Below are 24,565 nucleotides of genomic sequence, written 5' to 3'. Positions count from 1 at the left end.
TTAGCTCTGATCAACAGCAACTTGTTTAAAGTTACTAATCAGTACATTGGCTCGGTCTAGGTTTTTCAATACCATTTGATACCCCTTGCTCTGGGCTTCAATGGCTTTTTGTAAATCTACTTGTCGTAACGTTTTGTCCTTTAACATTTTTTCAACATCAAACAATGAGTCTTGGTTATGACTTATTGCTGTTATAGAAATACCTAAAGGCGTATTTATTTCATGAGCAACACCGGCAACCAGCCCTCCTAATGCAGCCATTTTTTCATTTTCGATCAAGCTTTTTTGCGCGTACTGTAATTGCAACAATGCTTGCTCAACTTTTTCATTTTTTGTAGATAATTCTTGAGTACGTTCAGCAACTTTTAGCTCTAGCTTTTCATTCATTTCTTCTAAAGAGTATTCATGTTCTTTTAAACGATTTATATCTTTAAAAGCCCCCGCTATTCGGGTCGCTATACCTTGCTCGTTTCGTTCAATTACTTTACCTTTATCTAAAACCCAGCACCAAATATTAGTTAAGTCCTTAACCCTAACAGGTATTTCAAAACTGTTACTGCCATGATAAATACATTGTTCAAGTAGATAGCTATATTCGGTTTGCTCATCAGGATGAATAAAGTTACCGATATTGTGGTGGTTAATCAGATTATCTTCTTGACCATAATCAATACGTGGAACAACACTATGGCGATACACCTGATTATTAACAATATTCCACTCCCATAATTCATCACCACTTGCCCAAAGAGAATGTTGCAAACGTTGTTGTAGTTTACTCATTGTTGAATTGGCAAGAAGTACTTTGTTGTAAATACGTTGTCTAATAATCCAAACAAGCAATAAAATTGCAAGTATCGTCAAAATATATAAAGTTTTACTTATCGTGTTCCACCACCATGGCGCTTCTAATGTAATGGGTAAAGTGAAAACCACAGATTTAACGCCTTGGGCATTTTGCACGTAACTTTCTAATTGATAACTTCCTGGTAGTAATTTAATTAAATTCACTTCCCTACTTTCATTGTCCATGGGAAGCCATTGCTCTGACAAACCTTTCACTCGGTAGAAGTAATTAAGTTGTTGGTGTGAGTAATCAAGCGATGAAAATTTAAATGAAACGATATCTTCCTTGGGGCCTAAGTTTATTTTTTTAATATATTCAGGTTGTAGTGTTGCTTTATCAGAAACTTTTATTTGATCAATTTTTTGACCTAAAATTGAAACACCTACTAAATAAAGCTTAGGAGCTATTGATTCTTCAACTACATTTTGTGAATAAAATTGATTAAAGCCATTGATACCGCCAATGAATACCTTGCCCTTTGGCGAAAGCCATCCTGCACCAAAGTTATATTCCGAACTTTGAATACCATCGCGTTCATTAAAATTCCTTACTGAAAAATTTAACGTATTAACACGTGACAAACCATTGCTCGACCCCACCCACATACTGCCTATTTTATCAAAAACCATTGTCCAAATTGCATTACTAGACAATCCATCTTCTTGTGACAATGTTCGTTCAACTTTAAAGTTTTGATCAATAATACTAATGCCTGCACCGCTGGCAACCCAAACACGCTGTTGCCCGTCACTGGTAAGAGTAAAACTTAAGTTAGACAATACACCTTCATTAACGGTGAGCTGTTCCAGTTTCTCTTTATGATATCGAAATACACCACGGCCAATACTACCAAACCACAAATCATCACCTTGCACTAACAAGTCAGTTAAGTGTTCGGGCATATTGTCAAATTCATTTAAGAAGGGCTGTAAACTTGTCGTCGACTGATCATACTTTACCAAGCCATGACCTCTTGATCCGAACAGTACTTCACCTTGATAGACTGCACTCATATTATACCTTAGTGATGGCGCATTACTGTTTTTAGGTGAAAATAGTGTCACTTGGTTACTATCAAAATTAAAACGAATCACGCCAATGTTTAGCGTAGTAAACCAAACATCTCCCTGAACAAAAAGAACATTGCTAATAAAAGCATTTTCTAACAACTTCAATGCAGGGTAGTAATATTCCGCTTTGTGAAATTTTTCATTTTCAAAAATAAAAGCACCATCAGAGGTTGCAACCCAAACTCTCCCCTGACCATCTAAGCTGAATCCCCTAACATCGTCTTCACTTAGTGGGGAGTCTGGGTAACTATATTGATTAATATGCCCTAATAATTTAACTGCATGACTCAAATAATTAATTCCACCAGCGTCTGTACCAAACCAGTAATTACTTTTAGCGTCAACAAGCACTGATAAAACAATGTTATCAGTGAGGCTTTTCAAATTAATATCTTGATGAACATGGCTTTCAAGTACTTTACCCTCATGATTTATGGCAAATGCACCATTATTAGTGGCCAGCCATATACGGTCTTTATCATGAGTAATGTCGTTAACGGTATTATTAAGTATCGGGGAGAGCGAAATATGAAACTTTTTGATGAATTTTTCATTCGTGATTTGGTATGAATCTACCCAGCCATCATGACGACCTGCAAAAAGTATCTGATTGACTACTTCAATGCTTTTTGTCGATTTATTGGTAAGTTGCACTAGTGTGCTTTTTTCAGTACTTTGTTTGAAAACGCCCTTCTCGGTAGCAAAGTAGACACTAGCGTTTACACTTTTTATATCTAATATTCGCATACCTGCAGATTCAGGGTAAGGGGTAATCAAATAGTCTTCAAAGGCTAAACTATACAATCCAAATCCCTCAGTTCCCACCCAGACTTTATTTGTGTCACAAGTAAGACTGATCACATTATCATCAGGAATAACATTATTAAACTGAGAAAGGAAAGAGGTAAAAACCCCAGAGTTATAGTTGTAAACGCTTAATCCCGTGCTGGTACCAATCCATAAATTATGGTTGCCGTCATCACATAAAGCCGTTATGTAGTTGCCTGCAAGTTGATCTTTTTGAGAAGGTTTCGCTTTATATTGTTTAAACTCGTAACCATCATATCGATTCAATCCTCCTTGTGTACCAAACCACATAAAACCAAGCTGATCTTGTGCTATTGCGAGCACAGTAACTTGGCTAAGGCCATCGCCTTTAGAATAATGAACCATCGACTGGTTAATATTAGCAAAAACAGGTTCTACAAGTGCTTTACTTGTTTGACTAGCATTAGCAAGACTAAAACTATTACTTATAAAAAGTAAGAATACAGCAAAAAACTTCAACAAATACCACCAAGTAACTATCTGTTATATTTAATAATAGCTTAAATATAGTACATGGAAGATAAAAGATATACTGCTAATAATATTCTATTTTACTAAGAGAAACCTTACTTTAGGGTTCTCTGAACATCTCAGCTTAAAGCTGGAGAAGTCGCTTTAGTTGGTTCAGGTCCTGGTGATGCAGAATTATTAACGATTCGTGCGATGCGTTTTATCGAACAAGCAGAAATAGCCATTTACGATCGTTTAGTCAGCGATGAAATTTTAGCTTTACTTCCTGAGAATTGTGAACGCTTTTATGTTGGCAAAGAGCAAGCAAAACATTGTGTTCCACAGGATAAAATCAACCAAATATTAGTAGATCAAGCGAGATTAGGCAAAAAAGTTTTACGCCTAAAAGGCGGCGACCCGTTCATTTTTGGTCGTGGCGGCGAAGAAGCTGAATTTATGCTTCAACAAGGAATAAGTTGTCATATTTGCCCTGGCGTAACCGCGGCTTCTGGTTGTACTACATATGCAGGTATTCCGCTGACTCATCGTGGTGTTGCACAAGGCTGTACCTTTATTACCGGTCATATGCAAAATAATGGACAATTAAATTTACCTTGGCAAAGTCTCACCTGTCCAACGCAAACAGTTGTTTTTTATATGGGCATTAATACCTTACCTAAAATTGCGGAACAGTTAGTAAAGCATGGCAGAGACATTAATACCCCCGCAGCACTTATTCGTAAAGGTACTCAGCCTGAGCAACGGACATATCGTGGCACCATAGGTAATTTAGCAGCCTTGGTTGAAAAATATAATATTACCCCACCGACCTTAATTGTCATTGGTGACGTAGTAAACCAACTTACCGAAAAGCAATTAACAACGCCTGGATTTTTAGACGCTAAAGATTATGTAGCAAAAGAAATGATCAATGAAGTCGTTGAAAAAATAGCGTAAATACTGAAACCTATGTTAGGGAACAAAGTCTAAAATGAAAATAGCTATATTACTTTTTACCGCCTTCGCATCTCTAACACTTTCAGCAACAAGCTTAGCGGACGATGCAGAAAATGATATAAATAAATCAGCGAAAAAACTGTACACGGCACATTGTCAAAGTTGTCACGGCATTGAACGTTTAGGAGCTATGGGCCCGGCTTTATTACCGGAGAACTTATCTCGTTTGCGTAAACCTAAAGCAACTAGGGTGATCAATGAGGGGCGTGTTGCTACACAAATGCCGAGTTTTAATCAAAAGCTAACTAGCAACGAAATAGCACAACTTGTTGATTATATTTATACACCCACCCAAGCCGCACTTAACTGGAACATCAGCGATATCAAAGCCAGTAACATTGTTCATTTTGACCAAAAGAAGCTAGCTGAAAAACCTGTCTTTGAAGCAGATATGATGAACTTATTTATTATTGTTGAATTAGGAGATCATTCAGCGACACTATTAAATGGGGATACATTTGAGCCAATTGATCGTTTCAAAACTCGTTTTGCCCTGCACGGTGGGCCCAAATACTCGCCTGATGGTCGCTATGTATTTTTTGCATCTCGAGATGGCTGGATAAGTAAATATGATATTTATAATTTAAAAACCGTGGTTGAAGTACGTGCCGCGATCAATACGCGTAATATTGCCATATCAAATGATGGTCAACATTTAATTGTTGGCAACTACCTGCCCAATAATGTAGTTATTTTAAATACGCGTGATTTATCACCGGCAAAAGTAATAGATACTATCGATAGCAATGGTGTAAGTTCACGGGTCAGTGCGGTTTATAATGCACCACCTCGCCATAGCTTTATTGTTGCCTTAAAAGATGTCAAAGAAATATGGGAAATTCCTTATAGCGACCAGGGTGGTGTTGAAGTATATAAAGGGTGGGCACACGATTATCGTAAAGACGGGGGTGAAGGCAAACTAGAAAGCTGGAAAGTGGAAGATCCGTTTCCTATACGCCGTATTGAAACCGATGACTTTATTACAGATTTCTTCTTTGACCCTCAATATATTAATTTAATTGGCACTGCGCGTAATAATCATAATGGGCAAGTGATCAACCTAGATACCAAGAAAAAGATAGCGGCAATTGCGCTAACAGGAATGCCCCACTTAGGCTCGGGCATTACTTGGGACTATCAAGGGAAAGCCATCTTTGCCTCTCCCAATATTAAAGAAGGTAAAATAACGGTTATTGACATGGATAACTGGCAGGTAATTAAAGAAATAAAAACTGAAGGACCCGGTTTTTTCATGCGCAGCCATGACAATTCCCCTTATGCATGGGCTGATGTTTTCTTTGGTCCTAATAAAGAAAAAGTACATGTTATCGATAAGCGTACCTTAGAAATAGTAAAAACTATTGCGCCATCGCCAGGAAAAAATGCTGCTCATGTTGAGTTCACCAAAGACGGTAAGTATGTGTTACTCAGTGTTTGGGATGAAGACGGTGAACTCATTGTTTATGATGCCAACACCTTAGCGATAGTAAAACGACTGCCGATGAAAAAGCCATCGGGTAAGTACAACGTTTATAATAAAACCCACTATGAGCGCGGTACCAGTCACTAAAATTCAAAAATTGTCGCCGATATAACAAACAAATTTGCGCGTTATGGGCTTAAATAGACGATAACATCAATGTTAAACATTTCGGGGGCGAAGAAGCAGTTAATGAGCATAACCATGCTCAGTTCTACCAAGCTGCTTCACACGACCTTCCTCATCCATTGTTGATATTTAATCGACCCGCCTAACCTTTTAATACGTCTCAATGAGCAAGTTGTTACTTAATTGAGATCAGCCATGAATATCTTCACAAAAGGTGACAAGAGCTAAGCGAACTTACCCCTGAATACCTGCTTTTATTAACACGGCGCTATTGGGAAAACCATCGGCAATTAAATCATGTTTTAATTGAGATCAGCCATGAATATCTTCACAAAAGGTGACAAGAGCTAAGCGAACTTACCCCTGAATACCTGCTTTTATTAACACGGTGCTATTGGGAAAACCATCGGCAATTAAATCATGTTTTAATTGATATAAACGAATAGCTTTTCGACTTTTTGGTCCCCAAATACCATCAGGTTTACCCACGTCAAACCCTAAATTATTCAGCTTTTCCTGCAGCGCTTGTAATTCAGCAGGCTTGTATAGTACCTCCTTATCTTGAGCACTTACCTTTAAGCCGCTAGCACCTTGAATACGGTTAGCTAACAAGCCAACAGAAAGTGCATAATTCTCAGATAAGTTCCATTTCATAATGACATTAAAATTAGGGTAGACTAAAAATGCAGGTCCACCCGCACCTGCAGGTAAGACCAACTCGGCATCAATTTTATAATCGGATAAAGCAGAGCCATTAGCACGTGTTACACCTAAAGCTTTAAAGGTTGCTAAGGGATAGAACTGATCAAACTCGACTTGTTGAAAAGCAAAGTTCTTTGGCAGTTGTACTTGTCGACCCCAACGCTCTTTTTCTAACCAGCCAATGCTATTTAAATAGTTAGCAGCACTCGTTAACGCATCCGCTTCACTTTGCCAGACATCAACTTTACCGTCATTATCGCCATCTAAAGCATACTTTCTCAACGCCGAGGGCATAAATTGCATATGCCCCATGGCACCAGCCCAAGAGCCGGCGAGTTGCTTGGTGGTAACCGTTTTATTGTCGAGTAAATAAAAAAGATCAAATAATTCAGCGGTAAAATATTGACTACGTCGTTCATCACAGGCCAATGTGGCTAAAGAGTTTAATACCGACATTTTACCTTTATTTCTGCCAAAGTTTGTTTCTAAACCCCAAAATGACACTAAATACTGTGCAGGAATGCCATATTTTTTAGACAATTTATCAAACAGCTCTTTATGCTCGGCTAATTTATTTCGACCGGTTTGGATATGATAATCAGTTAAGCGTAATTTTAAATAGTCAGCAAAGCTTTGACTAAATTCAGGTTGGCGTTGATCGAGTTCAATCACGCGTTTTATTGGTGCAAGCGCTGGAATAATATCATTAACAATATAACCTGAATAACCGGCAGATTGGGCCTTGACCTGCAAATTATCGATACATTGAGTAAAATCGTTATTGCCAGTAGCATTCACTACTAAAGGCAATGTCGTTAATGAAGCAAAAAATAACCGAGAGAAACGTTTAATAACGGATGACATAACAGAAAAACCTTATAAAAAATTCAAGAAAACATCAAAAAATATAACCAAGTTCACTTTAGCAAATAGTAACTGTCGCACCCAAGGAAAAATTAACGTAAAATGCAGATCATATGTAACAAATTCTCTTAACAATATCATTTAGGAACGTCATGAAAAAAACATTCAACATCACTCACCCAAAAATTAAAGTTGCTCGCTTATTTGAAGGTGTAAAACATGATGTGAAAAAATACATAAAAAGAGAAAGAAACAAGAAGCTGCCTGCTGGCGTTGATTTTTGGGATTTTGACTCAAAATATGGTATTACCGAAGCAGACGCAGAAGTTGTTCACTTATCTGCACTCAATAAACATATCGACGAAGCTGAAAAGCTTGGCTTAACTTCATTCTATTTAGAGATCGTCGTAAAAGAAGGTTTTCGTTCGGTAAAACCGCTTGCTGAAGACGAAGACTTCGACGAACTTGACGAAGAATAGCTTCAAAGCCGATTTAATTAAATAATGAAAATACCTAAAAGACTACAACCCTTGGTTGACGATGGACTGATTGACGAAGTAATCAGTCAATTAATGAGTGGCAAAGAAGCAACTGTATATATGGTGCGTTGTGGCGATGATATTCGCTGTGCCAAAGTATATAAAGAAGCAAATAAACGCAGTTTCAAAAAAGCAGCTCAATACCAAGAAGGTCGAAAAAGCCGTAATAGCCGTCGTGCGCGCGCGATGGAAAAAGGCTCCAAGTACGGCAGAAAGCAACAAGAAGATGCCTGGCAGAATGCCGAAGTTGAAGCCCTTTATACGTTAGCAGCAGCTGGCGTACGTGTGCCTCAGCCATTTGGTTGTTTTGAAAGTGTGCTGTTAATGGAACTGATCACCGACGGTGAAGGCGATGTTGCACCGCGCTTGAATGACATAATATTGCCAAGTGAACACGCGATTGAAGACCACCTTATCATGATGAATTATGTAAAAATCATGCTTTGTGAGGGCATCATTCATGGTGATTTATCAGAATTTAATGTACTGGTTGACGAATACGGCCCAGTTATTATTGATTTGCCGCAGGCGGTAGATGCCTCAGCAAACAATAATGCCAAAAGCATGTTACTGCGCGATGTTGACAATATTACTGATTATTACGCTCAATTTGCTCCAGAATTAGCACAGAGTAAATATGCTCAAGAAATGTGGGCCTTATATGAAAAAGCGGAATTAACACCAGAAACAGAATTAACAGGTCTATTTGAAGAAGATACTAAGTCTGCCGATGTTGATACGATAATAGAAGAAATAAAAGCCGCATTTGCTGAAGAACAGGAACGATTAGAACGTATTAGTGACGCTGATGAGATAGATTAAGCTAATCTTATCAGTTAGTAACAAGCGTTGTAAAAATACTAAGTACTTCATCATCAGTTAAAAATCGGCTATCGCCTTCAGCTAGATTTTCATCCAATAATAAGTTTCCGATGGCTTGTCGATGCAAGCCTATTACGGGATTACCAAACCGACCAAACATCCGCTTAATTTGATGGTAACGCCCTTCGATTAATTTAACTTCAGCCATGTATTGATTAGCTTGTTGGTCAACGTCATTACTTATAATGTTGAGTTTGGCCGGCTTAGTGGTGATATCTTCAAAGTCAAAATACATGCCTTTTGCGAAGGCGGCTTGGTAATCATCTGTTAGCGGATTTTGTAATGTGACTTGATAGCACTTCTCTACTTTATGCTCTGGGGACATAAGGCGTGCTGACCAACGACTGTCGTTGGTCAGCAACAGTAATCCAGAAGTATTTAAATCGAGTCGACCAACAATATGTAAATTGTCTTTTTCTTCGCTATCACTAAATAAATTTTGCTCGACAAGTAGGTCTATGACCGTTTTGTGTTGCTTGTCTATCGTCGCACTCACCACACCGATAGGTTTATTAAGCATTATATAGAGCGCAAGATTATCTTGTAAAATGTGACCATCGAGGAGTATTTTTGAAAACTTGTCGATGCGTTGACCAATATCATCTGCGATAACGTTATCTACCACTATCCGTTTTTTCGCTAACATCAAGCGCACAGCTCTGCGGCTAATATTACAATGTTCACTAATAAAACGGTCAAGACGAGCAGTGCTTAATGACATAAATAGGCATTCATTTTATCTGAGGATTAAGAATTCTTGATATTTCAGCGGCTTTTGATTAGAAAGATAGCGCAAACCTGCAGATAAATAAAAGATCAGTGCTCGGGTTAACGAACCAGTTTGAGTATAGTTGTCTGCTTAACCGCTGCAGCTACAACTTTAATCGGTTTAACATCGACACGTTCAGCAATGAGTTTATTATTTTTAAAGCGATCGAAATGAGCTTGTTTAACTTTCATTTGCTGACAAAACTGATGAAAGGCTTCATAATCTTTGCGGTTAAATTTTTCATTTTCTCGTGTTAACAAACCATCTATGTAGGCGTTGTCTCCGTTTACCGTTAAATTGGCTATCGCCGTATAGGGTTTACCGTATTCATCGACACGTAAAGCTCGTACAGTTTTTATTTCAAAAATCCAATCATCAACTTGTACAAATCGAGGCATTGACTCTATAGGTACGCCATCAGTGGGTTTGTTGCTCATAATAATTTTCGACTGCGTATTAAATAATAAAAAATCCAACTGTTTATTATTAACAGCTGGAAATTAGGGACTATGATTCTAGAGAAATATGGTTTATTTTTCAACCATTAATTGTTAATTTTTACAGCCGCAAGGTAGGTTTTTAGCTCGCTGGCACTGATTTCAGCGTCAGCATTTTTGTCGATGTCTTTAAAATGCTTAACTAATTTTTCATTTTTGCTGGCAATAACTTCTGCTTCATTAAGCAGTCCATTTTTATCATCATCAAACTTAGTGAGTATTGCCGGCGTACTTTTTGCAACATTGTCTACCGACAACATTTTAGTTGCCACTGGCTTAACAGCTGTCTGTTCAACAGTAGGAATATCTAGGCTTGCAACTTTATCTCCAGCATTGACAAAATACGAAGCTAAAGCACAAGTACCAACAAGTAGAGTCACTTTTGTTAGGCTAATAGAATTCATTTTAATTCCTTTATTTATAGAGTTCATGGGCTTATTTCAATTATTATAATAATATCATCAACGGCATTGCAGGAATCACACCAAAAACATAAGACACTGATTTAATTATATTAATAATGAAAAACAAACAACTAGAACAGCTAAAGTGTCGCTATTAAGCAACAGATAAAACAACCATAAATAAAGTTAAAAAATAACGTTATTAACAATGAACAAAATAATCTATGTAAAACAGTAACTAACTGATAAAAGCAATAACAAAAACCACTATAGTATGGTCTAGAGTACTGTCTCAAATAAGCGACACGCTTGTTTTTTATCTTAATAAAACTAAAATACGCTCCTGATCAATACTTGTGGTGTCTATGAAAAAATTTAGCTTGTCCAAACTTTTTGCAATAAATTTGTATTCGATTAGAAAACTAAGCATTTTAGGTTTTACTTTTGTTGCGCTTCCGTTGGTTATAGCGTTAATTTATAGCGCAAATCAAGTCACTGATCTTTCTCAACAAAGTACCTCCGCTATCTTTAATGTTGCTGAACTCGTTAAAACAAATCGTCAAATTAATTTTACCTTGGCAAAAATGGAACGTAGTGCGGGACAGTTTATCATTTTAAAAGATCAAGATTTATTGAGTGCTTATTTAAAAGACGAGCAAGTTATCTTAAAAGCATTGGCGAGTAACAACCTCTTTAAAAGCAATCCGAGTTTACTTCTACTCAACACAGAATTTTCTCAAGCAATTGAGTATCTGCATCGTTACTTAACGCGGCACCCCTTAGACGAATCGTCATTAACATTGTTACAAGGACAATTTACCCAACTGGTTTCGATACGAAAAAAAATAGCTGAACAAAGTAATAACTTACTGATATTACAAGTAGAACAGGTTAAAGATTCAGCCAACGAAGTTAGACACGGTATGCTGAAAAGCTTGCTTATCATTCCGTTTACCTTACTCATCGCCGCAATTTTTATTTATTTAATCACGAAACCGCTCAAGCAGTTGCTCGGTAAGATACATCATTTAGCATTAGGAGATTTTGAAAAAAAAGTCACCTTACATGGCTCACCTGAGATGAAAGAAATTGCTGACGCTTTAGAAGTGATGCGCAAGCGCTTACATGCACTGGAATTACAAAAATCGAGCTTTATTCGTCATATCTCTCATGAACTAAAGACGCCACTTGCCGCCATTAGAGAGGGAACAGAATTACTATACGATCACAGTGTCGGTGAGTTAAACACTGAGCAGCAAGAAATATCTAACATCATCCGTAGCAGTGTCACCCGCTTACAACGCTTAATTGAAGACTTGCTTGATTTCAATATAGTGCTCGACTCAACCAGTTTACAAGATACTGAAACTGTTGATTTATCATCCTTAGTTGCTCAGGTATTACAGCAGAGAAGTTTAGATATTAAACAGAAAAACTTAACCATTGACTATAAAAATCGCGCAATAAAACTTAAGGTCAATGCCAAACAATTAAGTGTTATTTTAGATAACCTCTTATCCAATGCGATAAAATACTCTTATGATAATAATGTTATTAACATTGACTGTTCACTTGAAAATAGTCAGTTGTCGATAACCGTTATTGACCAAGGCAGCGGAATAGTCAGTAGCCAACAAGAAAAAATATTCGATGCTTTTTATCAAGGAACACCGGCAAAAAATGCCAAGATAAAAGGTAGTGGTTTAGGATTAACCATAGTTAAGGAGTTACTGATGCGCTTAAATGGCACTATTAACATAACCAGTAACACCGGCAAAAATAGCGGCACGGCGATGACAATAACCTTGCCGAATGCTTTTCTACCAAAAACAACGAATGGAGTATCGGTGTAATGTTATGTTCATTTTATAAAATACTCAGTGTTATTTTTTTACTGTCATTACTGCCAGCGTTAACGGGTTGTCAGTTACTGCACATCGATGATAAAAGTCATCACGATGAGAGTAAAAGTGTTGATTATAGCCAATATTATTTATCTTTAATCGAGTTAAACGAAGCACAAATTGCCGATAAAATACATCAGCATCAATTAGCTTCGTTAGCTAATAGTGAGTCAATCAAGCAAGATAAAACTAACAGCGTAGAAACTATTGAATGGCAATTAAAATCAGTACTGTTTTTTGCCCTACCTCATTCCTCTGTTCATAATCCGTTTACCGCGAAAAGTAAATTAAATCAGCTGTCTCTGTTTGCCCTCAATAAAAACAATTTACGCCAAAGCGACGTTGCCTTTTTTAGTATGTTAAAAACACAACTCAATCAACAGATATTACAACTTAATGAACTATCGCAAGAGAAGAAGGTGCAACAGCTCATTAAACAAGCCTATCAATTTCAACAACAACAATTAGAAATGTTACAGCAGCAAATCAATCAACTAAGAAAAATAGAGCATAATATTAATGAGCATGGGCAATAAAGATGATGGCTTTAACAAACAGCAAAAAATTCGATCAACAAAAAAATGAGAAAATACTGCTTGTTGATGACGATCCCAGTTTATTGAGATTGCTTGGTATCCGATTATCCGCAGCGGGTTATCAAATAGAATCAGCAAACAGTGCCAAAATGGCTTTAGGTATTTTAGAAACGTTTCATCCGCAATTAGTGATCAGCGATTTACGTATGGAAGGTATGGACGGCATGGCACTTTTCGAAAAAATCCGTCAACAACAGCCTAATTTACCAGTAATCATTATGACCGCCCACGGCACAATACCCGATGCCATTAGTGCGACTAAACAAGGCGTGTTTAGTTTTTTAACTAAACCTTTTGAAAGCCAAGAATTACTCTCGACTGTGCAAGAAGCCATTCGCTTACAACCACAAAATAGCACTCATAATACCGACAAAAAAGCCGATCTTTGGCGCAAAAAAATAATTAGTCGAAGTGCCGTGATGTCTTCACTGTTACAACAAACTTATCAAGTCGCCCAAAGTGATTTTAGTTTATTGATCCACAGTCCAAGTGGCACAGGTAAAGAGCTACTGGCAAAAGCCATACATTTAGCAAGTAAGCGTCACCAGAAAAAATTTACGGCGATTAACTGTGCAGCAATACCTGAACAATTACTCGAGTCTGAGTTGTTTGGGCACTGTAAAGGCGCTTTTACCGGGGCAGATAAAAATCATCAAGGACTTTTCCAGTCAACCGATGGTGGTACGTTATTTCTTGATGAGATCGGCGATATGCCGATGAGCTTTCAGGTAAAATTATTACGCGCTTTGCAAGAAAAAGAAGTCCGCCCAGTCGGCAGTACTCAGTCAGTAAAAGTGGATGTACGTATTATTGCCGCGACCCATAAAAACTTACAACAAGCGATTATAGATAAAAGCTTTCGTGAAGATCTTTACTACCGCTTAAATGTCGTGGAACTGACTTTACCTGCTCTGTCTGAACGACGAGAAGATATTCCTTTGCTCGCCCAGCACTTTTTAACTGTAGCGATAAAAAGTACCACACATAAAATAAACGGCTTTAGCCAAGCCGCGATGGAGATTTTAATTAGGGCTGAATGGCCCGGTAATATTAGACAATTACAAAATGTGGTTGAGCAATGCGTCGCTTTATCTACCGAGCCGTTAATTAGTGAGAGTTTAATTAATAATGCTTTACGTAATGAAAGTGCACAACTGCCTTCTTTTCAAGAAGCGAGAGAGCAATTCGAGCGTGACTACTTAGCAAAATTACTGAAAACCACCGAAGGTAATGTTTCACAAGCCGCAAAAATAGCGCAGCGAAACCGAACAGAATTCTATAAACTATTGAAAAAGCATCACTTAAATGCCGAATCATTTCGAGTGGATAACAACATTCCTTCACAAGCATAGCTGAGTATAGTTAAATGATGAAAAGTTTACACTTAAGCAATTTTTTTCCTTATCAGCTCACGCAACTGCAAGCAAAAGTCAGTGATAACATTGCTGACATTTACACAGGAAGATTTGAGCTTTCTCGTCAAGAATGGCGCGTGCTAGCCAGTTTAGGTAACGGAGAATTATTATCCGCAAAGCAAATAGGCGAACAAACTAACTTAGAAAAAATGCCGGCGAGCCGTGCAATAGCAAAGATGCAAACTCAAGGGTTATTGATTAAAAACACCGATAAAGCCGATAAACGCTCTTCGCTGTTAAAATTGACGGCACAGGGTTTGGCTACTTATCAACAGTTAATACCTATGGTTTTAGCCAGAGAGCAAGAACTACTGTCGGTATTGAATGCTGAAGAAAAAAACCAACTAACTGATATCATTGAAAAATTAATATTAAAATCCATGGAGATAGCAAATAAATAACAACGACTATCGGCGCTGGCAATGCTCAACCAGACTCTCGATTAAAATGCCTAAACAAGCTTAACTGAAAATAAAGTGATAATAAAAGCCTACACCAAAACATAGGTTTTTTAGTTGCCATTGATCGACTCGTTATTAATTAAAAAGAATACCTTGGCGTGACTCAAAAGTGACTACTGTCAAAAAAGCGTCCACATCATTGTTAATGCCATTAGATGAAAATAGCTAGTGCTACAAATTCTTTCCCCTTGATAGATTACGCTTTTATGTCTGGTTCCCCGAGGAGAGGTTTTTATAAATCTAAAATAACAGTGCTTTAAAACCGGCCGAACGAGCCAAGCTAACTAGCCATGCACTATAGATTTAATACTCTAACTGTTGACAAGCTATATTAATAGTCTCAAAATGACGACCATAATTGATTAGGTGCTCAATATTTATACTTTAACAAAGTATAAATTAGAGATAATCGGGAAGTTAGTACATGCTATGCATAATTCTAACGCTGCCCCCGCAACGGTAATACTTTACGCTAGGTAAAGTTAAGCCCGGAGACCGGCCTAAATAATATCGAATGACTTGCAGTGCGGTGGGCGCTACGGAATTTAATGACCTTAGCAATAGCTATTTGTCATGATCCTTCCGTACCTCCCTCAAAATTTTTTGAGGTTATTATTTTTTCTTATTTACGAAATATCTTTGTTCTTTTGCCCATTGCCATGCCTGTATTTGCGCAAGTAGAAGACGTGTCAACTGATGATATAGAAGTCATTGAAGTTGTTAATGACCAGTCATTTAATACACCTAATTATCAAGTTTTGCATCGCGAAAGCTTTGTATACTCATCGCAAACGCTTGCCGATATTTTACAGTCAATAAATGGCATTCAAATTCGCCAAATAAGTGGAATTGGTAATCCTGTCTCGGTTTCAATTAGAGGGTCAAGTAGCAAACAAGTGCAACTTTATATTGATGGTCAACTTATTAACGATAGCCAATTTGGTGGTTTTGATTTAAACCAGATACCCACTGAACAAATTGAAAGTATTGAAATCAGTAAAAATCAAGCGATTGGTACCGGCGCTACCCCTATAGGTGGTGTTATTCGCATTAACACTTACAACCCCACTGAAGACTCAAGTAAATTAACCTTTGCCACGGGATCATTTGGCTATCAAGAAGTTAATGCGCTTTATAATAAAGCATTTAAAACTCACAGCCTCTCTTTTGGTGGTCATTATGTTAACAGTGACAACGATTACGACTTTATCATTCCAGCGGGCTTTAGTAGTAGTGATACGTCTGATAAACAAGCATTAAGAAATAATGAGTTTACAAAAAAGTCTTTTTTTATAAACGATATATTCCAATTTAATCAACATCAGATCAGAGTCAATGTTCAATATAACGATCAAGAAAAAGCACTGCCTAATTACCAGAACAATTCCCCTGAAAATAATTCTACATTAACTTCTGACAACTTACGCTATAGCTATCAGCATCAATGGTTAAGTAAATCATCTTGGTTAAATTCAATTGAATTTGAAGCCTACGCTGAAAATAAAGATGAGCGTTATATTTCCAGTCCCGACTCGATAAAGCTTGATATCAATGATTATCAAACAACAAAAAAACATATTGGCTTTAAGCCATTACTGACCTGGAACGAATTTAATCTAGTGCCATTCATTAGTTTTAATAAACAAAATTTCAGCTCTGTGAGCGAACACAACGGAAAACCAACACAATGTAATGGTATAGCGTCTTGTGATATTTCAGCAAAACAAGCACAACTCAACATAGGCTCTCGCCTTGAGTGGCAACCCGAGGCACTGCCGATAGAAGCGTATGCCTTGTTCAGTAACCTACAAGAGAAAAACTCAAACATCGCGATTAATCAATCCAGTGCCGCTAAGTTTGTAGCTAATGATAATTATCAAACGACTGAAGTAGGGTTAAGCTTTAAGCAAGGTAACCTAAAAGTTACCAGTAACGTAAGTCATGGTGTCAGAACACCGACATTGTATGAATTATTTGGTGATAGAGGCTCCTTTAAGGGTAATGATAATTTATTGCCAGAACAAGCAAAAACACTCTCAATGGGTGGACAGTACCTTTACAAAAACTTGTCTCTATCTTCGTCTATTTACCAACAAAAATTAGAAAATTCAATTGTTGCCATTTTTAATTCAAGTAATGTCGGTAGCTATAGAAATGTCAGTAATGCAGATTTGTTAGGCATTGAAATTCAAACAAATTATCAATTATTAACACAATTATCTTTTGCGCTACAAGCCAATATTATTGATAGTGAAACCACATCAAAATTTGTCGCCTTTAATAAGAAGAAACTACCCGGTATATATCACCAGCAGTACAGCGTAGCGTTGAAATACCAGGTAAATTCCACATGGAACATGTCGTTTAAAGTAAGTAAAGATAAAGACTTGTACTTCAATCTCATTAACAGAATTCAAAATAATAACGGTCATGTAGGTAATGGTAATCCAGCCAACCGCACCGTATCAGATTTTTCAGTCAACTGGAAAAAAGGCAAACATAGAATATCTTTTGCCGCCAATAATTTATTTAACGATAAATACCAAGATCTTGCAAATAGAACATCGCAAGGTCGCAGCTTAAAAATAAAATACACAATTAAGGGATTTTAAATGTTAACTAGCTTTAAAAAACACATATTACCATTAAGTTTAGTACTGAGCTCTGTTGCTCTTGCCGGCTGTGGTGGAAGTTCAAAAAGTAATGTCGCACCAATAGTTACCGGTGAGAGTAGCCCAACGATAGAAGAAAACACCACGTCAGTTGGCACTTATAGCGCTACTGATGCCAATGGAGACGTTATAGTACTTTCACTGACTGGTAATTCAAGTGCTTTATTTAGCATCACACAAAGCGGTGAATTAAGCTTTATAGATGCTCCTGATTTTGACAACGGTGAAGTAGGTCCTTTCGCTGTTACTATTGTTGCAACGGATGACGGTAAAAAGAACTTAACGGGTGAATTGGCTATTCAAGTGAGTGTCGGTGATGTGAAAGACACGCCATCATTTGCGGTTGTTCAAACAGTTGCACCTGATTTTTCAGGTTCAGAAGTTGTTACCTTAGACCCGATTACAGAGCAAGTCACTGAAGGCTACTATATTAAAGATGCTTCTGACTATACTGTTCGTAGCTACAATAAAGACGTTTTTCACATTGGTCGTTATAACATTGATGCTATCTCAAAATATAATGCTGATGCACTTGATACAGAAGTTTGGTCATATACAACCCAAGATACCGGCGACTCAAATACTCGCAATCCCTATGATTTAGTGTCGGTAAGTGAAAGCAAAGCTTATCTCTTACGTTACGGTTCAGACAAAGTTTGGATTGTTAATCCTCAAGCCACACAATTTGAAGATTTCAAATTAGGTGAATTAAATCTTGCTAGCTACATCGCTGATAACAATAGTAATGGCACACCAAACCCTGCCTCAGCGACAATTGCTGATGGTAAACTGTTTATCGCTATGCAGCGTTTATCAGACTCTTTTTCACCAAACACAGCTTACGTTGCTGTTTTTGATACCGCGACAGACGAAGAAATTGAAACAAATGCTGATGCAGATGATAACCTTAAAGGTATCCCGCTTCAGGGCCTAAACCCACTGAGTCATAGCATAGTGAGTCAAGGGGATACGGTATATGTTACAACTCGTAACTCATATAGCAGTTCTGAATTAGCTTTGAGTCGCATCGAGGCGATTGCGACAAGTGATTATAACTTGAGCAGTGTTTTATCTGCTGCCGATATTGAAAATAATACCGGTGCTTTTATTGGTTCAAGCGTCGTTGTATCCAAAACAAAAGGCTATTTTGTTGCCAGTGAAACATTTTTTACGCCAAGTTATTATGAGCTTTCAACGGTATATACCTTCAATCCAACAACGGGTGTTATTGCTAATGAAAAGATAGCGGATACGGGTACTGAACAAATTAGCTATATCGCGTTAGATGCTGCAAACTTTCTTTGGCTTAGTGTAAGTAATCCAGAAAATCCAGGCGTTGATGTTATAAATACTGAAACTAACCTTAAAGCGTTACCAAGACTTGCAACAGAATTAAACCCGTCGGCAATTGCCTTTATTGAATAAGATTCGCTCAAAGGTAAGACATTAAGAAATAATTTAATATAGGGCGCATGATTATGCGTCCTTTTTTATTTTTACTCACTGCTTGTATCGAGAAAATTTATCGCCTTTGGCCATGCTGCCTTTATTATCATATGGCTATAGCTTAATAAAACCTGAAAAATTAATAATTATTTTAGTCAACAAAACCCAATCATCAATAATAATGAATACCGCCAAGGTATTTTAATTGCGTGCGCTGTGGCTTCACGTTAGATTCATCGTTAAGCCGAATCATTATCGATTTTATTTTCAAGCAGGCTAATCTTATCCCATCATTTATATTAAGTGCTAGCTAGCGCAATGCATAAAACATTAGGATTGCATTCACCTGCTTCAAGTCGAGAACTACCTTATTTAGCGTTATATCAAGTGTCTAGTGCAGTTAACTTGCCAATGACTTTTTACTTCTTATAATGCGGCTATGGCCGCTACGCCTAAAGACCTTATAAAGCACCTTAGTATTTTTACAGTTCTCCTCAATATAATATCAACAGTTAAATGATGATAACCTTGTCGTGTAAATTACAGAGTATTGGAGTTAAATTAAGCTCAGTAATAAACATGACTCCTAGTGATAATTAACATTGTGCACGCCGTGTAAAATTATCATGGGCTTCTCCTATCATTGACTTAGCTGCTAGATAAGTTATCTCTCAGTTAACTCGATTGAACAGCTACCTTTGCTGATCAATTTTTTCACACATATCTGCAATACCACTTAACATCCGGGTACTAAATCTATGTAATAAATCTGCGTCAACGTGAATAAACTTATTGTTTTTCACCGCGGGTATTTCTGGCCATTTTTGCCAGTCAATAATGGGTTGTGGTTTATCAGAATTTTCATCTGGTAAAATCATTAAGTGCGGCTGGGCAACAATAACGTTTTCTGTGCTTATCTTTGGATAAGGCGTCGGGTTGTCCTTAAAGACATTCACTCCTTGGCACACTTCAATTAACTGGTTTATCCAAGTTGTGCCGTTAATGGTCATCATTGGCTCTGACCACAATTGATAAAAAACCGGAATGGCTTGTTTAGTTTTATTATCAAGTCGTAATTTTTTTAAGCGTTGTTCATAAGCTAACGCGACACGTTCTGCCTGTTGTTGATGTCCGGTTAAACCGCCAAAATAGCGTAATTCAGTGGCAACATCAGCAATATCTACCGGATTACTAAAAACAATTTTTAGTCCTAAGCGTTTCATTTTATCAATGTCACTTTGCGAGTTCCCTGATTTCCAAACAATAACCAAATCAGGGTTTAACGCTAAGAGCTTTTCTATTTGCATACCGTGATAACTGCCAACACGCGGTATATCTAGCGCCGCTTTAGGATAATCAGAATAGGCAACCGCACCAACGATTTTATCGCCAGCACCAATATCAAATAACATTTCAACGATATGTGGCGCTAAGGCAACGATGCGCTGTGCGGGTTGCTCAGCAAAACTTTTAGCGGCTATTGCCATCAGCAATAAACTTATCGCCACGAGCGATAAAAATCTTTTTGTCATTTTATTAAACCTTTTGCTTGTTAATATACGCATTTCCAGCGCTATGGTTTGGTCGTTTTGCTGTTGTTGATAATATCTTCAATCGCTGATATTTTTAAGTGTTGTTGGCAAACAGTAGCCAAACGTTCAAGTTGCTGCTCTCGGTGTTCATCAAGATTAATGGTCTGCTCGATGTCATTGTTACTGTCTAACCAGTCAACTAATAATTGGGTCGCTGCCCCTTCATCAAAAATACCATGGAGGTAAGTACCTGCTATTTGGTTGTCATTTGAAACACAGCCATCGCTACTCTGACTGTCACTTTTATTGAACAACACAGGCACAGGCATTTTATTGTCATTAGCGGTCATGGTAGAGACACCACAATGAATTTCATAACCTTTGACCTGACACTCTTTACCGCCTAAGGTCATAGTGGCGGAGACTTGTGCTAATTTTTTTTCTGCACTTAATTCTGTGGTAAGTTCGAGCAAACCTAAGCCTGTTATCGCCTTAATACTTGACTCAATACCTTCAGGGTCGGTGATAGTGTGCCCAAGCATTTGATAGCCACCGCAAATACCAAACACTTTACCTCCGTAGCGCAAATGCCGTTCAATATCGATTTGCCAACCTTGTTCTTTAAGATATTGCAGATCAAAAATAACATTTTTACTGCCTGGTAAAATCACTAAGTCACAATTGTTTATCCGCTCGCCCATTTTGACATAACGTAAATTTATCTCAGGGTTCAAGCGTAACGTATCAAAGTCGGTATGGTTACTAATGTGCGGTAATAAGGGTACAACAATATTTATTTTGGCTTGTTCAACCTTATTTTCAATCGCAACGGCGTCTTCAGCGTCAAGCGCTAAATCGTGCAAATAAGGTAAGACCCCTAAAACTGGCTTGCCGGTTTTCTCTTCTAACCAATCAAGCCCAGACGTTAATAAGTTAATGTCACCACGAAAGCGATTAATAATAAAGCCTTTCACGCGGTTTTGCTCTGAAGGTGATAATAGCTCGAGTGTTCCTACTAAGTGAGCAAAAACACCGCCTCGGTCGATATCAGCAACAAGAATAACAGGGCAATCAACCGCTTCGGCATAGCCCATATTAGCAATATCATTAGCGCGTAAATTTATCTCTGCTGGGCTACCTGCCCCTTCAACCATTAGCAGCTGAAATTCTTTTGCTAAACGGTGATGAGATTCAAGTACAGCGTCCATCGCCACTTTTTTATAATCGTGGTAGCTGGTCGCTTCCATATTAGAAATGGCACGACCATGAACAATCACTTGTGCCCCCGTATCACTGTTGGGTTTAAGTAATATCGGGTTAAAATCAACACGTGGTGCAATCTTCGCGGCCACGGCTTGTAGTGCTTGCGCACGGCCAATTTCACCACCATCGCTGGTAACGGCACTATTTAAAGCCATATTTTGTGGCTTAAACGGTGCAACTTTACAACCTAAATTTACAAATACTCGGCATAAACCAGCAACCAAGGTACTCTTTCCAGCGTCAGAGGTGGTGCCTTGCACCATTAATGTTTTCATTAATTTTGTTGTGCCGATATTTTACTTATCAACACCTCACTTTTTAAGGTCAGCGGTAACCCAGCGATGACAAAATCGACTTGTTTGGCTAGTGTTGCTAGCTCTTGATGTAGCCAACCGGCTTGGTCGACAAATTGTCGCGACAACTCGCCCATAGGTACAATGCCATGCCCAACCTCATTACTGACAAAAATAAGTTTTTTTGATTGATAAGCGCTGGTATCGCTAATAAATAGTGTTAAAAAGTCGATAAACAGTGACTTTTGTTGTTGATAAAACTCGCTATTTTGATGGCACAAACAATTACTTAGCCACAGTGTTAAGCAATCAACCAGCACACAATCACTAGTTTGTAATGCTTGTTGAAGTGCCTTAGCTAAATACAATGGCGACTCAAGCAGTTGCCAATGTTGAGGACGCTCGTCTTGATGCTGTAAAATACGTGCGCTCATTTCTTTATCATGGGCTTGCGCTGTAGCAAGATAACATATCGTTAGCCCTGCTAATTCAGCCTGTTTGGCAATATTTTCAGCGAGGCGCGACTTTCCTGAGCGTGCCCCACCTAAAATTAAATGAAGTGTATTAGCAGGGCTAGTTCTCATAAGCCTGCCTCCGTCAAAAATGTTGTCGCTGGAGAGGCTAAGACCAGTAAAATAATATAAACAGCCACTTCTAAAATTTGTTGCGCCGCCCCTAAACAATCACCAGTAAAGCCGCCTAACTGACGATTAAACCAAACTATTAATAAAAAACGCATCAGCCATAAGCACCCCATGAGTACCAAACAATGCACTGCTGGTAATAAGCTAAACATCACCACAGCTGCGGTGATTAATAAGATTAACAAACCTTTTAAAGATAGATGCTGCGCTAAAGGTTTAACTTTTGATTGTGCATCTTCGCTAACATAAGCCATGCTAAAGATTAAACTGGTACTGACGGCTCGACTTAAGGTGTGCGCTATAACCAATGCCATAGAGAGTGCTAATAAAGGATTGCTACTATGGCTACTTAATAACACTAAACTCTGATATTTGATCATTAAAATGAAAAATAAGCTCGCGGCGCCATAAGTCCCTAAACAGCTATCTTTCATAATGTTTAGCTTTTGCTCAACGGTCCAACCACCACCAAAGCCATCCCAAACATCCGCCCAACCATCTTCATGAAAAGCGCCAGTAAGCAATAAGCTCGCCGCCATAGAAATAAGTACCGCTAAAGGAATAGGTAGAAAACTCGCCAACAATACTAAAATAGAGGCGGTTATCACACCGATAAATAAACCAATTAAAGCAAAATATCGGCTCGCTTGATGGAGCATTTCAGGTTTTACCACCTCAGGTAAACGCACCGGTATCCGGGTAAAGAAACTCAAAGCAAGTAACAGCAAATAATATTGTTGTTGGCATTGTTGCCAACGTGATTGCTTCGTCATTTAATTTTCAACTTTGTTATTGTTAGCATCAGTAACATCGGTCACTTGTGCCTGAGTAAAGCTTGCCATATCATTATAAAAAGCCGCAGCCGCTTGAATTAAGGGTAGTGCTAATGCAGCGCCTGTGCCTTCCCCTAAGCGTAAGCCTAAATTTAATAGTGGCTTAACCTGCAAATGGCTAAGCATTTTTTGATGACCTTGCTCGCCCGAACAATGGGCAAAAATCATATAATCTTTAACATTTGCATTGATATCAATAGCGAGCATAGCGGCGGCAGTACAGATAAAACCGTCAACAACAACCAGCATTTCTTGTTCGGCCGCCGCTAACATAGCAGCAGTGATTTGCACGATTTCAAAACCACCTAAAGACGCTAAAATTTCTTTAGCACTGTTGAGATTTCCTTGATGAAGCTCTAATGCTTGTTCAATGACCTGTTGTTTTATTTTTACTATTTCGTCACTAACGCCAGTACCTCGACCAACACATTCACTGGCTGGAATGCCGATAATAGCCGCCATAATCGCGGCCGCTGAAGTGGTGTTACCAATCCCCATTTCACCAAAAGCGATTAAGTTACAGCCTTTTTCATGAACTGATTTGACCAAAGCAGTCGCTTTTTCAAAACCGAGTTCAACTTGCGCTAGGCTCATTGCTGGCGCGATATTTAACGGTGCAGTAATATTACCTAAACGTTGATTGATAACGCCTAAACAATTATCGGTTGGCGATAAAACACCGGCATCTACCACACTTAACTGCCAACCAAGCTGCTTACAAAAGACATTGATTGCCGCTCCTCCACTGGCAAAATTAGCCACCATTTGTGAGGTTACTTCACTGGGTGCAATAGAAACACCTTGCGCTGCGACGCCGTGATCGCCAGCAAATATGAATAAACTAGGATGTTTAATACTCAATGATTGTTGACCAGTATTTACTGTTGATAACTGCACAGCGGCAATAATTTTAGCAGTATCTTCTAGTTGGCCTAATGCGCCAAGTGGTTTAGTTTTTCCATCGATAGTCGCCTGGATCTGTTGATTAAACACATCAGTTACTTTTTTAATAGCAAAGTTCATCAAGA

General features: G+C 38.1%; 19 protein-coding genes, 1 pseudogene and 1 riboswitch. Of the genes and pseudogenes, 10 read left to right on the top strand and 10 right to left on the bottom strand.

Annotated features, from left to right (window positions below; translation table 11 throughout):
• A complete protein-coding gene (locus ESZ26_RS00785; protein ID WP_146796182.1) occupies positions 1-3,207 on the bottom strand; it encodes a ligand-binding sensor domain-containing protein in 3,207 nt (1,068 codons plus the stop codon).
• Positions 3,208-3,357: 150 nt separating this feature from the next.
• On the opposite strand from ESZ26_RS00785, the pseudogene cobA reads away from it, so the two are divergent.
• Both cobA and ESZ26_RS00775 read left to right on the top strand, forming a co-directional pair.
• A pseudogene (cobA, locus tag ESZ26_RS00780) lies at positions 3,358-4,152 on the top strand (uroporphyrinogen-III C-methyltransferase); the annotation flags it as partial.
• Positions 4,153-4,186: 34 nt separating this feature from the next.
• Positions 4,187-5,782 (top strand): cytochrome D1 domain-containing protein, encoded by a 1,596-nt coding sequence (locus ESZ26_RS00775; RefSeq protein ID WP_146796179.1) that lies wholly within the window; start codon positions 4,187-4,189, stop codon positions 5,780-5,782.
• 396 nt (positions 5,783-6,178) lie between these two features.
• Here the strand turns inward: ESZ26_RS00775 and ESZ26_RS00770 are convergent, their stop codons facing one another.
• Positions 6,179-7,387 carry a lytic murein transglycosylase gene (locus ESZ26_RS00770; protein WP_146796176.1) on the bottom strand — a complete coding sequence of 403 codons (1,209 nt, stop codon included), beginning with the start codon at positions 7,385-7,387 and terminating at the stop codon, positions 6,179-6,181.
• Between the two features lie 152 nt (positions 7,388-7,539).
• Here ESZ26_RS00770 and ESZ26_RS00765 point away from each other — a divergent pair, with 152 nt between their 5' ends.
• Positions 7,540-7,866, top strand: a complete 327-nt coding sequence (locus ESZ26_RS00765; protein ID WP_146796173.1) for a DUF6172 family protein — start codon at positions 7,540-7,542, stop codon at positions 7,864-7,866.
• Between the two features lie 24 nt (positions 7,867-7,890).
• Positions 7,891-8,748 (top strand): PA4780 family RIO1-like protein kinase, encoded by an 858-nt coding sequence (locus ESZ26_RS00760; RefSeq protein ID WP_146796170.1) that lies wholly within the window; start codon positions 7,891-7,893, stop codon positions 8,746-8,748.
• Between the two features lie 10 nt (positions 8,749-8,758).
• On the opposite strand, the gene ESZ26_RS00755 is transcribed toward ESZ26_RS00760, so the two are convergent.
• From ESZ26_RS00755 to ESZ26_RS00745, 3 genes are all read right to left on the bottom strand, one after another.
• Positions 8,759-9,529 (bottom strand): pseudouridine synthase, encoded by a 771-nt coding sequence (locus ESZ26_RS00755; protein ID WP_146796167.1) that lies wholly within the window; start codon positions 9,527-9,529, stop codon positions 8,759-8,761.
• Positions 9,530-9,636: 107 nt separating this feature from the next.
• The gene (locus ESZ26_RS00750; RefSeq protein WP_223271690.1) at positions 9,637-10,014 is read right to left on the bottom strand and encodes a hypothetical protein; all 378 of its coding nucleotides are present in this window, start codon (positions 10,012-10,014) and stop codon (positions 9,637-9,639) included.
• A 107-nt stretch (positions 10,015-10,121) separates the two neighbouring features.
• Complete coding sequence (locus ESZ26_RS00745; protein WP_146796164.1) at positions 10,122-10,478, bottom strand: EF-hand domain-containing protein; 357 nt, start codon at positions 10,476-10,478, stop codon at positions 10,122-10,124.
• 365 nt (positions 10,479-10,843) lie between these two features.
• Here ESZ26_RS00745 and ESZ26_RS00740 point away from each other — a divergent pair, with 365 nt between their 5' ends.
• From ESZ26_RS00740 to ESZ26_RS00715, 6 genes are all read left to right on the top strand, one after another.
• Positions 10,844-12,331, top strand: coding sequence for a HAMP domain-containing sensor histidine kinase (locus ESZ26_RS00740; protein WP_146796161.1), 1,488 nt, complete (start codon positions 10,844-10,846; stop codon positions 12,329-12,331).
• Complete coding sequence (locus ESZ26_RS00735) at positions 12,331-12,918, top strand: hypothetical protein (RefSeq protein WP_146796158.1); 588 nt, start codon at positions 12,331-12,333, stop codon at positions 12,916-12,918. Before ESZ26_RS00740 ends, ESZ26_RS00735 begins: the two co-directional genes overlap by 1 nt.
• A gap of 2 nt (positions 12,919-12,920) precedes the next feature.
• Positions 12,921-14,330: a sigma 54-interacting transcriptional regulator gene (locus ESZ26_RS00730; RefSeq protein WP_280526038.1), complete on the top strand. Its 1,410-nt coding sequence runs from the start codon at positions 12,921-12,923 to the stop codon at positions 14,328-14,330.
• A gap of 14 nt (positions 14,331-14,344) precedes the next feature.
• Complete coding sequence (locus tag ESZ26_RS00725; protein ID WP_146796155.1) at positions 14,345-14,794, top strand: MarR family winged helix-turn-helix transcriptional regulator; 450 nt, start codon at positions 14,345-14,347, stop codon at positions 14,792-14,794.
• Positions 14,795-15,201: 407 nt separating this feature from the next.
• Positions 15,202-15,372, top strand: a riboswitch (cobalamin riboswitch).
• A 30-nt stretch (positions 15,373-15,402) separates the two neighbouring features.
• The gene (locus ESZ26_RS00720; protein ID WP_223271689.1) at positions 15,403-17,466 is read left to right on the top strand and encodes a TonB-dependent receptor plug domain-containing protein; all 2,064 of its coding nucleotides are present in this window, start codon (positions 15,403-15,405) and stop codon (positions 17,464-17,466) included.
• Entirely contained in the window at positions 17,467-18,951 is a 1,485-nt protein-coding gene (locus ESZ26_RS00715) for a cadherin repeat domain-containing protein (protein WP_146796152.1), read from the top strand.
• Positions 18,952-19,664: 713 nt separating this feature from the next.
• On the opposite strand, the gene ESZ26_RS00710 is transcribed toward ESZ26_RS00715, so the two are convergent.
• Genes ESZ26_RS00710 through cobT form a run of 5 tightly spaced genes read right to left on the bottom strand, consistent with a single transcriptional unit; the run spans position 19,665 to position 24,560 of the window.
• Positions 19,665-20,504, bottom strand: a complete 840-nt coding sequence (locus ESZ26_RS00710; protein ID WP_146796149.1) for a cobalamin-binding protein — start codon at positions 20,502-20,504, stop codon at positions 19,665-19,667.
• Positions 20,505-20,545: 41 nt separating this feature from the next.
• Positions 20,546-22,042: a cobyric acid synthase gene (locus tag ESZ26_RS00705; protein WP_146796146.1), complete on the bottom strand. Its 1,497-nt coding sequence runs from the start codon at positions 22,040-22,042 to the stop codon at positions 20,546-20,548.
• The gene (gene cobU, locus ESZ26_RS00700; protein ID WP_146796138.1) at positions 22,042-22,644 is read right to left on the bottom strand and encodes a bifunctional adenosylcobinamide kinase/adenosylcobinamide-phosphate guanylyltransferase; all 603 of its coding nucleotides are present in this window, start codon (positions 22,642-22,644) and stop codon (positions 22,042-22,044) included. The genes ESZ26_RS00705 and cobU overlap by 1 nt, the downstream gene beginning before the upstream one ends.
• Positions 22,641-23,477: an adenosylcobinamide-GDP ribazoletransferase gene (locus ESZ26_RS00695; protein WP_146796135.1), complete on the bottom strand. Its 837-nt coding sequence runs from the start codon at positions 23,475-23,477 to the stop codon at positions 22,641-22,643. The genes cobU and ESZ26_RS00695 overlap by 4 nt, the downstream gene beginning before the upstream one ends.
• Positions 23,478-24,560 carry a nicotinate-nucleotide--dimethylbenzimidazole phosphoribosyltransferase gene (gene cobT / locus ESZ26_RS00690; RefSeq protein WP_146796132.1) on the bottom strand — a complete coding sequence of 361 codons (1,083 nt, stop codon included), beginning with the start codon at positions 24,558-24,560 and terminating at the stop codon, positions 23,478-23,480.
• Positions 24,561-24,565: the final 5 nt, after the last annotated feature.

It is taken from the genome of Colwellia hornerae (assembly GCF_007954355.1).
GTDB lineage: Bacteria > Pseudomonadota > Gammaproteobacteria > Enterobacterales > Alteromonadaceae > Colwellia_A > Colwellia_A hornerae.
The sequence above is the reverse complement of the archived record's forward strand: the minus strand, read 5'-3'. Positions and strand labels throughout refer to the sequence as shown.

Bases quoted from the DNA above. Each gene is read 5' to 3' on its own strand.
- ESZ26_RS00775 (WP_146796179.1), top strand. From the start codon at position 4,187: ATGAAAATAGCTATATTACTTTTTACCGCCTTCGCATCTCTAACACTT.
- ESZ26_RS00770 (WP_146796176.1), bottom strand. From the start codon at position 7,387: ATGTCATCCGTTATTAAACGTTTCTCTCGGTTATTTTTTGCTTCATTA.
- ESZ26_RS00765 (WP_146796173.1), top strand. From the start codon at position 7,540: ATGAAAAAAACATTCAACATCACTCACCCAAAAATTAAAGTTGCTCGC.
- ESZ26_RS00760 (WP_146796170.1), top strand. From the start codon at position 7,891: ATGAAAATACCTAAAAGACTACAACCCTTGGTTGACGATGGACTGATT.
- ESZ26_RS00755 (WP_146796167.1), bottom strand. From the start codon at position 9,529: ATGTCATTAAGCACTGCTCGTCTTGACCGTTTTATTAGTGAACATTGT.
- ESZ26_RS00750 (WP_223271690.1), bottom strand. From the start codon at position 10,014: ATGAGCAACAAACCCACTGATGGCGTACCTATAGAGTCAATGCCTCGA.
- ESZ26_RS00745 (WP_146796164.1), bottom strand. From the start codon at position 10,478: ATGAATTCTATTAGCCTAACAAAAGTGACTCTACTTGTTGGTACTTGT.
- ESZ26_RS00740 (WP_146796161.1), top strand. From the start codon at position 10,844: ATGAAAAAATTTAGCTTGTCCAAACTTTTTGCAATAAATTTGTATTCG.
- ESZ26_RS00735 (WP_146796158.1), top strand. From the start codon at position 12,331: ATGTTATGTTCATTTTATAAAATACTCAGTGTTATTTTTTTACTGTCA.
- ESZ26_RS00730 (WP_280526038.1), top strand. From the start codon at position 12,921: ATGATGGCTTTAACAAACAGCAAAAAATTCGATCAACAAAAAAATGAG.
- ESZ26_RS00725 (WP_146796155.1), top strand. From the start codon at position 14,345: ATGATGAAAAGTTTACACTTAAGCAATTTTTTTCCTTATCAGCTCACG.
- ESZ26_RS00720 (WP_223271689.1), top strand. From the start codon at position 15,403: ATGACCTTAGCAATAGCTATTTGTCATGATCCTTCCGTACCTCCCTCA.
- ESZ26_RS00715 (WP_146796152.1), top strand. From the start codon at position 17,467: ATGTTAACTAGCTTTAAAAAACACATATTACCATTAAGTTTAGTACTG.
- ESZ26_RS00710 (WP_146796149.1), bottom strand. From the start codon at position 20,504: ATGACAAAAAGATTTTTATCGCTCGTGGCGATAAGTTTATTGCTGATG.
- ESZ26_RS00705 (WP_146796146.1), bottom strand. From the start codon at position 22,042: ATGAAAACATTAATGGTGCAAGGCACCACCTCTGACGCTGGAAAGAGT.
- cobU (WP_146796138.1), bottom strand. From the start codon at position 22,644: ATGAGAACTAGCCCTGCTAATACACTTCATTTAATTTTAGGTGGGGCA.
- ESZ26_RS00695 (WP_146796135.1), bottom strand. From the start codon at position 23,477: ATGACGAAGCAATCACGTTGGCAACAATGCCAACAACAATATTATTTG.
- cobT (WP_146796132.1), bottom strand. From the start codon at position 24,560: ATGAACTTTGCTATTAAAAAAGTAACTGATGTGTTTAATCAACAGATC.